Source organism: Actinomyces respiraculi (genome assembly GCF_014595995.2).
Taxonomy (GTDB): domain Bacteria; phylum Actinomycetota; class Actinomycetes; order Actinomycetales; family Actinomycetaceae; genus Actinomyces; species Actinomyces respiraculi.
In genome coordinates, this window is sequence record NZ_CP063989.1 from 2,458,801 (window position 1) to 2,472,812 (window position 14,012).

Annotated in this window: 11 protein-coding genes; 2 read left to right on the plus strand and 9 right to left on the minus strand. The window is 71.9% G+C overall.

The genetic code is table 11. The features are described 5' to 3' along the window. The first annotated feature begins 136 nt into the window (after positions 1-136). A complete protein-coding gene (locus tag ID810_RS10260) occupies positions 137-541 on the plus strand; it encodes a DivIVA domain-containing protein (RefSeq protein WP_166858508.1) in 405 nt (134 codons plus the stop codon). A gap of 138 nt (positions 542-679) precedes the next feature. Here the strand turns inward: ID810_RS10260 and ID810_RS10265 are convergent, their stop codons facing one another. Further along, on the minus strand, positions 680-2,320 hold the full coding sequence (locus ID810_RS10265) for a lysine--tRNA ligase (RefSeq protein ID WP_235931459.1): 1,641 nt from the start codon (positions 2,318-2,320) through the stop codon (positions 680-682). A 1,269-nt stretch (positions 2,321-3,589) separates the two neighbouring features. Between ID810_RS10265 and ID810_RS10270 the strand changes: the two genes are divergently transcribed. Then, entirely contained in the window at positions 3,590-4,159 is a 570-nt protein-coding gene (locus ID810_RS10270) for a hypothetical protein (RefSeq protein WP_166858505.1), read from the plus strand. A 210-nt stretch (positions 4,160-4,369) separates the two neighbouring features. Here ID810_RS10270 and panD read toward each other — a convergent pair whose 3' ends face one another. The 8 genes from panD to folP all read right to left on the minus strand — a co-directional run bounded on the left by panD (position 4,370) and on the right by folP (position 13,927). Beyond that, positions 4,370-4,834: an aspartate 1-decarboxylase gene (gene panD / locus ID810_RS10275; protein ID WP_166858503.1), complete on the minus strand. Its 465-nt coding sequence runs from the start codon at positions 4,832-4,834 to the stop codon at positions 4,370-4,372. Between the two features lie 141 nt (positions 4,835-4,975). Then, positions 4,976-5,926, minus strand: a complete 951-nt coding sequence (panC, locus tag ID810_RS10280) for a pantoate--beta-alanine ligase (RefSeq protein ID WP_166858502.1) — start codon at positions 5,924-5,926, stop codon at positions 4,976-4,978. Between the two features lie 4 nt (positions 5,927-5,930). Further along, a complete protein-coding gene (locus tag ID810_RS10285; RefSeq protein WP_413227863.1) occupies positions 5,931-6,881 on the minus strand; it encodes a Rossmann-like and DUF2520 domain-containing protein in 951 nt (316 codons plus the stop codon). 184 nt (positions 6,882-7,065) lie between these two features. Beyond that, on the minus strand, positions 7,066-8,847 hold the full coding sequence (locus ID810_RS10290; protein WP_166858499.1) for a PH domain-containing protein: 1,782 nt from the start codon (positions 8,845-8,847) through the stop codon (positions 7,066-7,068). Next, positions 8,844-9,344 carry a PH domain-containing protein gene (locus ID810_RS10295; protein WP_166858497.1) on the minus strand — a complete coding sequence of 167 codons (501 nt, stop codon included), beginning with the start codon at positions 9,342-9,344 and terminating at the stop codon, positions 8,844-8,846. Before ID810_RS10295 ends, ID810_RS10290 begins: the two co-directional genes overlap by 4 nt. Positions 9,345-10,266: 922 nt before the next feature. Next, entirely contained in the window at positions 10,267-10,758 is a 492-nt protein-coding gene (locus ID810_RS10300) for a DUF3180 domain-containing protein (protein ID WP_166858496.1), read from the minus strand. Further along, entirely contained in the window at positions 10,758-13,076 is a 2,319-nt protein-coding gene (folK, locus tag ID810_RS10305) for a 2-amino-4-hydroxy-6-hydroxymethyldihydropteridine diphosphokinase (RefSeq protein WP_166858494.1), read from the minus strand. Before folK ends, ID810_RS10300 begins: the two co-directional genes overlap by 1 nt. Further along, on the minus strand, positions 13,073-13,927 hold the full coding sequence (folP, locus tag ID810_RS10310) for a dihydropteroate synthase (protein ID WP_166858539.1): 855 nt from the start codon (positions 13,925-13,927) through the stop codon (positions 13,073-13,075). Before folP ends, folK begins: the two co-directional genes overlap by 4 nt. Positions 13,928-14,012: the final 85 nt, after the last annotated feature.

A 14,012-nucleotide genomic window follows, 5' to 3' on the forward strand; every position in this document is an offset into this window, starting at 1 on the left:
CCTCCGCCCAGTCCTCAGGACGCGGCTAGGGTGAGGCCACCGGTAACGGCCGCGCAGAGACCGCAGCGAGCAGGACCCGCCTCCGGCTCACCGGCTCCACGCGACCCGTCCCGCGCGGCGAGAAGAAGAGACCACGATGACAAACGACGACAGGACCCCCATCGCCCCCGTCCCCGAGCTCCCACCCGTCACCCGCGAGCCGCCCGCCGTGGCCCTCACAGCCTCCAGCACCCGCGCGCAGTCCTTCGCCGTCGTGAGGTTCCGGCAAGGCTACCGGGTGCAGGACGTTGACAGACTCATGAACGAGGCCGCCACAACCCTCGCCGCGTGGGAGGCAGCCGGTGCCGGCGCAGCCACGACGGCAGGCGCGGTCACAGCAGCAGGCTCCGCCGTGCCCGCGGGCGTGTCCCTTCAGAGCAGGCAGGTGAGCGACGTGCTCTTCCCGACGACGATGTTCCGGCCGGGCTATGACCAGGAGGAGGTCGACGAGTTCCTCGACGAGGTCGCCCGCACCCTGCGCACCTGGGAGAACTGGGCGTAGGACCCGGCGTGGGGCCCGACGCGCTCCGACGCCGTCGGCCTGCGGACATCGAGACGTCCCTGGGACGCGAGGCCAGGGACGTCAGGCGCCGTCGGCGACGCCTCCGACGTGGGCCTGCGCGTCCTGTGAGCGCGCCGGTCAGGAGCGCTTGACCAGGGGGAAGGTGATCGTCTCGCGGATGCCCTGGCCGGTGAGGGCCATGAGGAGGCGGTCGATGCCCATGCCCATGCCGCCGCAGGGCGGGAAGCCCTGCTCCATCGCGACAAGGAAGTCCTCGTCCACGACCATGGCCTCCGGGTCCCCGTTGGCGGCGGCCAGGGACTGGGCGACGAAGCGCTCACGCTGAACCACCGGGTCCGCCAGCTCGGAGTAGGCGGTGCCCAGCTCGAAGCCGCGCACGTACAGGTCCCACTTCTCGGTCAGGCCCGGCTTGGAACGGTGGTAGCGGGTCAGCGGGGAGGTGTCCTCCGGGAAGTCGTAGACGAAGGTCGGCGCCCACAGCCGGTCGCCGACGGTGACCTCGAAGATGTCCTCGACGATCTTGCCGGGCGAGGCGTAGTCGTCGACGTCGAGCTCGAGCCGCTCGGCGATCCGTACGAGCGCCTCGCGCGGGGTCTCGACGGTGATCTCCTCGCCGACGGCCTCGGAGACGCTCGTGTACAGGTCGATCGTGTCCCACTCGCCCGACAGGTCGTACTCGGTGCCGTCGGCCAGGGTGACGACCTCCTCACCCTCGGCCAGGCCGAAGGCGTCACGCGCCGCCTGCTGGACGAGGTTGCGGGCCAGCTCCGCCATGCCGTTGTAGTCGGAGTAGGCCTCATAGGCCTCCAGGGCGGCGAACTCCGGGGAGTGGGAGGAGTCGGCGCCCTCGTTGCGGAAGTTGCGGTTGATCTCGAAGACCCGGTCCACGCCGCCCACAACGGCCCGCTTGAGGTAGATCTCGGTGGCGATGCGCAGGTAGAGGTCCATGTCGTACGCGTTCATGTGCGTGACGAAGGGGCGCGCGGCCGCGCCACCGTGGATGACCTGGAGCATCGGGGTCTCGAGCTCGATGTAGTCACGGCGGTGGAAGTTCTCACGCAGGGAGCGCACGACGGCGGCGCGGGTGCGCACCATGTCGCGGGCGGCCGGGCGGGTGAGGAGGTCGAGCTCGCGCCGGCGCACCCGGTTGTCCTCGGAGAGGGTCACGGACTCGCCGGCCTCGTTGGTCCACGTCTTGGGCAAGGGGCGCAGGGCCTTGGAGGCGATGCGCCAGGCGGGGGTGGCGACGGACTCGTCGCCGAGCTCGGGCAGGGCCTCGGGGGCGGCGCCCTCGACGAGTACGGTCTCGGCGAAGACGCTCAGCTCGCCGCGGCGCGAGGCGCCGACGTGACCGTGGACGAAGAGGTGGTCGCCCAGGTCGACGTCGGACTTGAAGGAGGCCAGGCTCGTGTGACCGTGGCCGGGCAGGTTCTTGGCTGAGATCATCGCCTGGAGGGTGGCGCCGGCACCGTCCTGCAGGGTGACGAAGCACAGCTTGCCGGTGTTGCGCAGGAAGACGACGCGCCCGGCGACGCCGACGACGTCCTCGGTCTCCGCGCCGGCCTCAAGCCCCTCGTGGCGCTGGCGCACGGCAGCGATGGTGGAGGTGACGGGCAGCTGGACCGGGTAGGGCTCCCAGCCCTCAGCGCGCAGGCGCTCGCGCTTGGCCGCACGGACCTCGAACTGCTCGCCCGGCCCCGGGTCGGCCTTGGGCTGGTTCCTGGTCTGCTCCGCGACGTCGGTCGTGTCGGCGGGGATGGGGTTCTGCTGCGCGTCGCTCACGCGCGCGAGTCTAGCGGGCGTCAGAGAAGCCGATGCCCGAGGGCCGTAGGCCCCCGCCCCTCGAACCGGAGCGCCGATCTGCGCACCTACATCGCCATCCCGGCCAACCGCGGATCGCGGCCGAGCGGCGACGAAGGTGCTGCCGGAGCCCGCTCATCATCCCGGCCAACCGCGGGCTGCCGAGCAGCCCCGTCCAGAAGGGCCTGGGCGTCGGGGTCGTAGCAGGCCAACCGCGGGCTGCCGAGTAGCCCGACTCGGCCGACCACGGGCGTCGTCATCCGCCGCAAGACGGACCTCTCCCAAGATCGCCCTACTCGGCCTTGCACGCTCACGTCGACCGACCCTTCCAAACAACCGCGGAATCATGCGGAAAACCGAGGAGGCCGTTGTGTAGCCGAATGCTCCCATGTGCGTGAGGGATGGCGACGCACATGGGAGCTCACGCCACCACCCCAAACCCCAGTGCCATCGTTAACAACTGTCACATGAGCGTGCGAGCCCCGCCGCGCGGGGCGGACACCACCCACACGCTCGTCGCCCGTCGGCAGCGGTCCCGCCGCACGAGGCAGGACCGCTGCCGTGGGGATAGCGCATTGCCATCATGTTGGAGCGGTCCGGCCGCACGAGGCAGGCCCGCTGCCGTGAACTCCTCGGTTGCCCTCCAGGCGGAGCAGTCCCGCCGCACGAGGCAGGCCCCGGTCCTCGACACCGGGAGACGTACACACTCGGGCGCGTCGTCGTCACGCTTCTCCCCCGGTCCCCGGCACCGGGAGGACCTGTCCATCATCGCCGACGTGCACAGGTCGCCACGCGTGGGCGAGCACCTGCCACGCCTGTGGATAACTCGGGGTCGTCGTGACCTCCACGAGGATGCTGGTACTCATGGACCCCGAGATCACCTCCCTGACCGCCCGCATCGAGGCGCTGCACGGAGCCGCGCACGTGGACGAGGTCGCTCGCGGGCCCCGTGACCAGGCTCTGCTGCAGGCAGCCGTCGCTGTCGGCACTCTCCAGCAGCACGCGCCAGGCTTCGTGTCCGTCCCGGGGACCGACCCTCACGTGCTGCGTGCCCGGCACTTTCGCGCCCACCTCACCTGTGTCACAGCGGCGCGAGCGCTGGGGTACCCCACCTGGAGCACCGATCAACGCACCCACATTGTCATCCCGGCCAACCGTGGGCTGCGGTCTAGCCCGAATCGGCCAACCACGGACGTCGTCATCCACCGTAAGGCGATCCTCACCCCTATGACCGTTGACGACCAGCCTCTGGTCCGCCCGGCGGAGGTGGTGGCCTGCGCTCTCACCTGCCTGGACGAGCTGGACGCGGTCACCATCGCTGACGCCGCGCTCAACCGTGGAGACACCACCAAGGAGGAGGTCGCCGACCTGTTGACAGGACGGTACTCAGTCACGCCGCGACAACGCCTCACCAAAGCGGAACCGGGCTGCCGCTCTCCTCTGGAGACCCGGGCTCGGCTCGCTCTGCGGTCGATGGGGTTGCATGTCGAGGTGGCGCCGGTCATCGAGAATGTTGGTGAGGCGGACCTGCTGGTGGAGGGCTGGTTGATCGTGGAGTGCGATGGGTTCGAGTTCCACTCCTCGTGCGGGCAGTTCGAGAAGGACCGGCACCGGGACCAGCAGGCGCTGGCAGACGGATACGTGCCGGTCAGGCTCTCGGCGGCGGACGTCGCCGAGGGCGAGAGGGCCATCCAGCGCACGGTGTGCCGTGCCCTGTTCGGCCTTGCACGCTCACGTCGACTGGCCCTTCCAAACAACCGCGGAATCATGCGGAAAATCGAGGAGGCTGTTGTGTAGCCGAATGCTCCCATGTGCGTGAGGGATGGCGACGCACATGGGAGCTCGCACCACCACCCCAAACCCCAGTGCCATCGTTAACAACTGTCACATGAGCGTGCAAGCCCCCAGCGCGAAGGGCACACGGCCGTCAGCGGCTCCATGACGTCGAGCTCCCGGCCCGCCGCCGGGTGCATGGCGCAGAAGACGGCAGCGCGCAGGCCCTCCGGTTCAACCGCGCAGGTCGGAGAAGCCGATGCCCGAGGGCCGCAGGCCTCGCATGCGGGCGACGTCGGCGCCGACCCCGCCGGCGGGCAACTGCCCCGGGTCCGTCGACAGGTCGACGACACGGTTGCGCTCGTCGACGAAGACGACATGCGGGATGTAGGTGCGGGCCTCGTCGTCACTCATCTGGGAGTAGGCGATGAGAATAACAATGTCGCCGGGGCTCACGAGGTGGGCGGCGGCCCCGTTGATGCAGATCTGGCCGCTGCCGCGCTCGCCGGGGATGACGTAGGTCGACAGGCGGTTGCCGTTGGTGCAGTCCGCGATGTCGACGCGCTCACCCGGCAGAAGGTCGGCGGCGTCGAGCAGGTCCGCGTCCACGGTGATCGAGCCGACGTAGTCGAGGTCGGCCTGGGTCACGGTGGCGCGGTGGATCTTGGACGTCATCATCGTCCGCGTGCGGGTGCTCATCGCACCCCAGGCTATGCGCCCGAGCGTCCGTGTTGAAGCCGGGGTGACCGACTCGACAAGTGGCCGCCAGCCGCGGCGTGGCCCCCACCCGGAGCCCGGCCCGCGAGACCGCCCGAGGTCGTCGGATCGGCCGCCCGGCACTCAGCCCAAGGTCAGGAGAGTGTTGTCGATGAGGCGGGTGGTGCCAAGCCGGGCGGCGACCGCCAGCAGGACCTCGCCCCGGGTCGCAACGGCCGCCTCTCCCCCGGCCGGCGCGAGCCCCAGCCCGGCCCCAGCCCTCTCCGTGAAGGACAACGGGTCAACGACGGCGACGTAGTCCACCTCGACGCCGGGGGCTGCCGCCAACACCTCAAGGGCCGCGGCGCGCACGCCCGCGGCGTCGGCCCCCGCAGCGGCGGCCTCACGGCCAGCTCCGAGGGCACGGGACAGGGCAAGGGCCTGCTGGCGCTGTTCGGCACTGAGGTAGACGTTGCGCGAGCTCATGGCGAGCCCGTCCGGCTCCCGGCGGATGTCAACGGGGACGATCTCAACGGGCACGGCGAGGTCACGCACCATGGCCGAGACGACGGCCAGTTGCTGGGCGTCCTTGCGCCCAAACAGAGCCCAGCGCGGCTGGGTCAGGTGCATGAGGGTGAGCACCACCTGCAGGACACCCGCGAAGTGGGTGGGGCGGGTGCGGCCCTCCAGGACGGTGGCCGCGGGCCCCGGGTCAAGGCGGACGGAGGGCTCGCCGTCGGGATACATGACCTCGGGGGTGGGGGCGAAGACGACGAGGCGGCCGACCGCCGGGGTCCCGTCCTCGCGAGCGAGGGTGGCGGAGATGCCGACGACATCGGCCTCGAGGCTGCGCGGATAGGTGTCGAGATCCTCCCCGGCGGCGAACTGGAGGGGGTTGACGAAGATCGTGACGACGACGGTGCCGTCGGGCCCGACGCGGCGTGCGGCCTCGGCGACGAGGTCGAAGTGCCCCTGGTGCAGGGCGCCCATCGTCATGACGACCGCGCGAGGGGCTGCGTCACAGGCGAGGGCGGCGGCCAGCTCCTCCCGGGTACGGGCGAGCACGGGGGCGGCGTAGTGGGAAGCGTGGGTCATGTGCTCAGGCTAGTGCGGCGCCGTCGGGCCCCAGGGCTTCGCGCATCCGAGCGGCCTGCTCCTCGCTGAGGCCGCCGGCGGACAGGCGCCGCTGGACAGTAGCCCGGGCCAGGGCCCGGTAGGTGGCGACGACGTCCTCCAGGGACCGGCCCTCCTCGTCACGCAGCGCGTCGAGGGCCGCGAGGTGGCGGGTGAGGGTCCCGGCGTCGCCACGGGCGACGGGTCCGGTCAGGGCATGCTCGGCGCCCTCGTGCAAGGTTCGGTCGAGGGCGGTGGTGAGCAGTGGCTGGAGGGTGGCCTCGGGGTCGGCGACGCCGGCGGCGGCCAGGGCGCGCACGGCCTGGTCGACGAGGGTGACGAGGTGGTTGGCGCCATGGGCGAGGGCGGCGTGGTAGGCGGGGCGGGCGGCCTCGTCCAGGACGAAGGGCTCGCCGCCGAGCTCGACGGCGAGGGCCTGGCCCACTGGTAGGAACGCGGCGGGGGCGGTCACGGCCATGGGGCAGCCGGTGAGGCGGGCGAGGTCGGTGGACCAGCCGGAGAAGGTCATGGCGGGGTGCAGGGCGATGGGGATGGCGCCCATGGCCTGGGCGGGGGCGAGCACGCCGATGCCGTGAGCGCCGCAGGTGTGGACGACGATCTGGCCCATCTGCCAGGCGCCGAGGTCAGCAAGGCCCTGGACGAGGCCGGCGAGGGCGTCGTCGGGCACGGCCAGCAGGACGAGCTCGGCGCGGCGCACGATCTCCTCGACCTCGAGGACGGGCACACCGGGCAGGAGCATCTCGGCGCGCTCGCGCGAGGCCTCACTGACGGCGTGGACGCCCACGACCTGGTGCTCGACGGCGCGCAGCGCGGAACCGAGGACGGCGCCGACACGGCCGGCGGAGATGATGCCGACGCCGAGGCGTCCTGGGCGGGGGGCCGGTGCGGGGTCGTCGAGGATGCTCACGGCGCTGATGGTCTCACGCGCACGACGAGCGGCTCTAGGCGGCCGCCCCAGTTCCGAGCACCCAGGCGAGCCAACGGTCAGGTCAACGACGACGACTCCGCGGCTCCTCCGAGCGCACGGGTACACCGGTGACCAGATCCAAGGGACCCACCGGCAGCGGGCGGCTCCTCCGAGCGCACGGGCACACCGCCAATCAGACCAACGACGGCGATGACTCCGACGACGGCGACGGCGGCGTCGAGGCCGCTGTGAGCGCCCGGGCGAGCCAGCGGTCGAGCGTCTCCGCGTGGCGCCGCCGCAGGGCGCGCTGCGCGATGACCTCCGCGAGCGCCCCGGCGTCGGCGGCGTCGAGGTTGGAGACATGCGAGACGGCCGACCCCATCGGCACGAGGTCGAGGCGCAGCTGGGCCAGGCCACGTCGTCGAGCCCACGGCCCCTGGCTGACGTGGACGGACTGGATACGCTCGTAGGGAATGACGCTCACGCTGCGATGCCAGCGGCCCAGCCGCAGGATGACGCAGGTGTCGGTCAGGGCCACGGCCTGCCGGCGCCAGCTGAACCAGTCGAAGATACGCGCCCGGCGGGGCACGCGCACGAAGCCGCGCTCGGCGGAGCCGATGGGGGCGGCGGTGTCGAGGACGCCGTCGTCGTCCTGGCCGGACAGGGCGGCGTCGAGCAGGGCGTCGGGGTCGCTCACGCCCAGGTCCGGGGTGACGAGCCACAGCGCCCGCAGGGCCGTGTCGCGGTCGCCGACGGGCAGCAGGACGTTCGCGCCGTTGCCCTCAATGCTGCTGCCGGAGCTGGAGTCGACCGCCTCGCGGCCGGCGACCGTCGCCGTCACGCGCCACCAGTCCTTGCCCCGCCACATCAGGCCCTGCTGGAGGGCGACGGCGTGAACGCGCCCGGGAGGCAGGGTCGTGGACGTGTCGGAGGTCAGGCCGAAGCGCATGCGGATGCCGGCCGGGGTGGCGGCGGCGCGAAAGCCCCACCCGTTGGCGAAGCGGCCCCACGCGAGGGAGACGAAGATGAAGGGCAGGACCAGCAGCCCGAACAGCCCCCTGAAGTACTCCAGGTAATCCTCACCGCCGTCGAGGGCCAGGGGGATGATGACGGCGAGGGCGGCCACCACTATGACCATGAGCAGCGCGGTGATCGTGATCCCGGAGCGCACGAGGGAACCGATGAGGGTGCGCGTCTCGACGGTGTAGAGAGGCGCCTCCTCGGCCGCGCTCAGGCGCCCGGCGGGCAGGGACGCAGCGCCGCCCAGTCCCAGGAGCACATCGGCCCCGGCGGAACCGGCAACGGGAGTGCCGACGGCGGTGGCGCCGTCGGGTGCACCATCCGCAGTGGGCGTGCCGACGGCGGGACCCGCGCCCTGTGCCACGGTTCCGACGGCGGGGAGGCCGCCGGAACTCCCGACGTCGGCGATGGGAGTGGTGCGGGCGCCCGCGGCCAGGTCGAGAATCCGGTCGCGCAGGGCCACGAGGTCGCTGCTGGACAGGTAGCCGATGACGACGCGCGAGTCTCTGCCGCCGGCGACCTCGACGGTCAGCTGGCCAAGCCCGAGGACCCGCCCGAGGAGCGGGTGGACGACGTCGACGGCCTGGATGCGCGGCAGACGGGCGATACGCAGCTGCCGGAAGAGGATGCCGGTGCGCAGGTAGACGCCGTCGGAGTCGATGGCGAAGGCCTTGGCGCGCCAGGCCAGCGCGAGGTAGACGCCGATGAGCAGCAGGACCGCGAACACGCCGCCCAACGCCCAGAGCACGACGTCGTGCCGGAGGCTGATGCCCTTCTCGCGCAGGAGATGGATGGCCTCGAGCAGGTCGTCGCCGTTCTGGATCGTGGCGAAGAGGATGACGGCCGTGATGACTTTCCAGCCTTCGAGCAGCGGGGTGACGGGATGCATACGCCGCCACTCGACGTCGGCCGGCAGGCTGATGTGACGCTCAGCCGTGGCGCCGGCGGCCCTCACAGTCCGGCCATCCTCTGCTCGCCGCGCTCAGACAGGATCCGGCGCAGGTTCTCGGCCTCGGCGACGGGCAGGCCGTTGATGGTGGCGTCCGTGGTGGCGGCGGCCGTGTGGAGCTTGACCTCGGCCATGCCGAAGTGGCGCGCGAGGGGGCCCTGGGAAGTGTCGACGAACTGCATGCGCCCGTAGGGGATGACATTCATCTGACGGAACATGATGCCCTTGCGCCACAGGAGGTGGTCGTCGGTCAGGGCGTAGCCCATGGCACGCACCTGCCGGCGCATGAGCCACATCTCCCACAGGCTCAGGACGAGCAGGACGGCGGGGCCAATCCACCACCAGGGGCTGTGGAGGATGGCGGGCACGGCGAAGCCGACGGCGAGGATGAGGCTGACGATCAGGCTCACGATGATCCGGGCGGTGGCCAGGCGGGGCGAGACGGGTCGGAAGACGACGCCCTCGGGCGCGAAGGGGTTGGCCGGCGCGGGGCTGGGGGTCATGACAGGCTCCTGGTAGGGGCAGAACGGCTCCACTGTGTCATAGGGCCCGTCGACCACGTATCCCCCGGTGGGGGGATGTCCGGAGCGACGATGGCGTCACCGTCGACAGAGTTGTCCGATGACGACCCTGCTGGCACTCCCGGAATCACGCCGCCCGTCTTCCAGGTCTTCCGCGACAGGCCGCGCGCGGCCTCCCACGCGAGTTCGAGGGTTAGGGTGCGGCGAGTTCGAGGGTTAAGGGCTCGAACTCGTGACGTCACCCTCGAACTCGGCGCCCTCGAACTCGGCGCCCTCGAACTCGGCGCACGCGTGGTCGGCGGCCAGGCGATGACGCGCGGGCATGCCCCGCGGGCGCCGGTTGAGTGTGGTAGCGATATTGTCCTCGAGCTCGCCATGAGCGCCCGAACCTGGGCGCCGGGTGGGGGATGCACGCTCATGTTACTGGTGTGATTCGACCGATTCGGGCTTTTCGTTGGTATTCCGCGATTTTCACCCTGAAGGCGAAAACGGGCTCCGAGGCTCCCATGTGCATGGGCATTGCTCACGCACATGGGAGCCGAACAACTCGAGAGTGTCGATCCAGAAAACCACAGGATTCCGCGGATTCTGACGGAGGCCGATGTACGTGAGCGTGCATGAGCGTGTAAGGCCGCTCGGAACAGGCCCTCACGGGAGCCGAGCCGTCACCGTGGTTACGGGACTCACCCCTCACCCCGGAGCGGGACCCGGGGCGCCAGTGATGCCGGACAGGCCCGGCCCCAGTAGCACACGTCGCTGGCGTCCATGCAGCGGACATGGGCGTCACTTCCCGGCGACGACCTCACCAAGACTCCCGGAATCACGCCGTTTCCTCCAGGCGGGTCGAGCGTGGATGCCGGTCATGTCCGCCGCGTGGACACCCGCGGTCCCAGTTCCGGGCGGCTCAGGCGGGGGCGCCGTCCTGGGGAATGCCCGGGGAGGGGTCGTCGCCGTCATCGTCGCTGAGGTCGATGGCACACCAGTGCTCGACGAGCAGACCGATGCCGGTCCACACGGCGCAGGCGATGAGGCAGATGACCGAGGTCCAGGCAGCGGCGGTCGCGACGGGCGAGCTGTGGCTGACGAGCGCGAGGATGAGCTGACCGGTGTATGCGCCGGCGAGCAGCACGCCGACGACGCTGGAGGCCTGTGCAGCAGCAGCCGTAGCTGCGGCGCCGGTGGGCGTGATCCAGGTGCGCTCACGCGCACGCAACCGCCTGACGGCGAGCCCGCAGGTGAGGACGACCGCACTGACGAGCAGGGCGACGAGGGCGGTCCAGGGCGTGATGACGGGGGTCCAACCCCGGTGGCGCAGGACCAGGTCGAGTGCCGTCCAGCTCAGGACCGTGGCGACGGCGTAGCACGCGAGGAGGACGGTCCAGCGCGTGCGGCGCATCAGGAGTGGTTCCCGCGGATGACGTCGTTCCAGTTCATGGGGGTGGCCCAGGCGTCATTGGGGGCGGGGCGGGGCGAGAAGGTCGGCTCGGCTGGGGCCTCCGGGGCCATGGGCTCGGGAGCGGCCTGGGGCTCGGGGGCATCCTGGGACTCCGCCGGGACGACAGGCTCGGCCGGGCCAGGCTCCGGCACCACGGGCTCAGCCGGGCCAGGCTCCGGGACCACGGGCTCGGCCGGGGCGGGCACTGGGGCAATGGGCTCAGCCGGAGCAGGCACGGGCTCCACAGGCTCAGCCGGGGCCGGCTCCGGGACGACAGGCTCGGCCAGGCCAGGCTCCGGGACCACGGGCTCAGCCGGGCCAGGCACGGGCACCACGGGCTCAGCCGGGCCAGGCACGGGCACCACGGGCTCAGCCGGAGCAGGCGCCGGGACCACGGACTCAGCCGGGGCGGGCGCAGCCTCGGGGGCGTTCACCGAGGCCGGGGCCTCGTCGCCGGAGGGCGGGACGACGTACTCGCCGGTCGGCAGGGCCGGCAGGCGGTCGGAGTCGAGCCAGTCGAGGGCGAGCCAGCGCAGACTCCCGCGGTCCGGGGCCGCCTCAGCCAGGGCGGAGACGCTACGGCCGTTGAGCTCGGCGAAGGGGTCGGCGGTGGACCAGGGCACGAGGACGAAGGCGCGCTCGGCGGCCCGCGGGTGCGGCAGGACGAGGGCGGGGTCGTGGGAGGTGACGCCCTCGAAGGAGATGAGGTCGATGTCGAGGGTGCGCGGGCCCCAGGGGGTGGTGCGAACTCGTCCAGTGGCGGCCTCGAGGTCCTGGCAGACGTCGAGGAGCTCGCGCGGGGACATCGTCGTAGTGGCCAGGAGGACCGTGTTGAGGTAGTCGGGCTGGGGCTCCGCACCGGGGAGCGTGACGGCGGTGGTGCGGGCGAGCGGGGCGACGGCGGTGACCGTCAGGCCTTCGAGCGCGCTGAGCGTGCGGACCGCCGTGCGCAGGGTGGGCAGGACCTTGCCGACGTTGGCACCCAGGGCGAGAACCACCTGCGCGGGAGCAGCCGGGCGCAGGCTGAGCGGGTCTGCGGGGGTCGGGGCCGGGGGCTCGGCCGCCGGGGCCGAGGGCTCCGCGAACGGAGCGGCAGGTTCCGGCATCAGCGCACCGGGAGCGGGCACGTTCCCCCACTCGGGGGCGGGCACCTCGGCCGGGGCCGAGGGGTCCGCGAACGGAACGGCAGGTTCCGGCATCAGGGCACCAGGAGCGGGCACGTTCCCCCACCCGGGGGCCGACACCTCGCCTGCGTCAGCCGCGACCGGCATACCGACGCCCAGGGCGGCTTCCCCCTCGATGGGGGCGGGGGTCGACCGGAGATCGGTGCCACCAGCGGCAGAGTCCTCCGCCGGGGCCGCCACGGGCACGTCGGCCTCCTCCACAGGCGCGGCGGCGGCCTCAAGGGGTTCATCCACGGGGCCAGCGGCCTGGCCGGTCCACCAGTCACCGGCCTGCCGGTCGGCAACGGGCTCCTCCACCGGCACGGCGACCTCAGCGGGCTCAGGCTGGACCTCAGGCGCGGCGGCGGTCTGAGTCCACGCCTCAGGCGCACCGACCTCCTCCACAGGTGCGGCAGCGGCCTCGGCGACCCGCTCTTCAGCGAGCGGCTCCTCGAGCGCAGGCTCGGGGGTGACGTCCTCCGACGAGACCGCCCCGTTGACAGCGCCCAGCACCCCCCCGGCCAGCAGCGGGGCGACCACGGGCGCAGCCCCATCCACCGACGGCACCACGGGCGCAGCCCCATCCACCCCCGGCGTCACAGACACATCCGCACCGACCGACGGCTCAGGCGCCGGGACGGCAGCCGGGGCGGAGGCGGACCACGCCGCAAGGTGGGCACCGCCGTCGGCACGCCTCTCAGTAACCCCGGAGAGGGCCCGATCCCGGTCGTGCGCCGTGCGCGTGATTGTCACCGTCACGTCCTCGAAGGCGACGGGGATCGGCGCCTGAGGCTTGTGGATCGTGACCTCGACCTCCTGCACTCGCCCGAAGTCGAGAACCACGTCCGCGACACGGGAGGCCAGCGTCTCAATGAGGTTGACGGGCTCACCCTCGATGACGGAGACGACAGCACGGGCCACCTCGCCGTAGTCGACGGCGTCCTCGAGGGAGTCGGTGACGGCCGTCATGGCGGTCCCGCGCGAGCCCAGACCCATGACGACGTCGACGACGAAGAGCTGGCCCTCCTCGCGCTCAGATCCGAGGACACCGTGGTAGCCGCGGGCGGACAGGCCGCTCAGGCGGATCCTGTCAACCGGGGTGGAGGAGGTGCTCATCGTGGTTCCTTCCAGAGGCGAGCGGTTCGGACGGCGTCCCGGTTGGACGGGACCTCGTGGACTCTCACGGCCCAGGCGCCGGCAGCAGCGGCCAGGGTGGTGGTGGCTGTGGTGGCGGCGTCGCGCTCATGTGGGCCGGCGCCGTCGGGCAGCACGGCGGCAAGGAAGCGCTTGCGCGATGCCCCGATGAGGACGGGGCGTCCCAGGTCCTCGCGCAGGGCGGAGGTGGCGGCCAGCAGCTGCCAGGACTGGGTGTGGGTCTTGGCGAAGCCGAGACCCGGGTCGATGACGACCTGCTCGGGGGCGACCCCGGCTGCGGCCAGCTCATCCAGGCGCTGGCGCAGCTCGGCCTCGACACCCGCGACGACGCCGTCGGGATAGCTCGTGAGGCGGTCCATCGTGTCCGGGTCGCCCCGCCAGTGCTGGCAGACGTAGACGACGCCGGTCTCGGCGACGACGCGGTGCATGAGCGGGTCGGCCAGGCCACCAGAAACGTCATTGACGACGACGGCGCCCGCCTCCACGACAGCCCGGGCGGTGGCGGCGTGGATCGTGTCCACGCTCACGGGCACACCCGCGCCAACCAGCTCGCGCACGACGTCGAGCACCCGGGCCTGCTCCTCCTCGGCGCTCAGTCGCACGGATCCGGGGCGGGTGGACTCCCCGCCGACGTCGAGCAGGTCCGCCCCCTGGGTCATGAGCGCCAGGCCGTGGGCGACGGCGGCGTCCGTGGTGGCCCAGCGTCCGCCGTCGGAGAAGGAGTCGGGAGTGACGTTGACGATCCCCATGACAAGCGTGCGGCCCTCACGAGCCGCGGCGTCCAGGCGCTGCGGCAGCGGCACCGGGGTCATGACGTCAGAACTCACGGTCACAGCCTATCGGCAGGACCCCGTCGGCGGGGGACGGGCGTGCTCGCGGGTCCTCAACAGGCCGGAG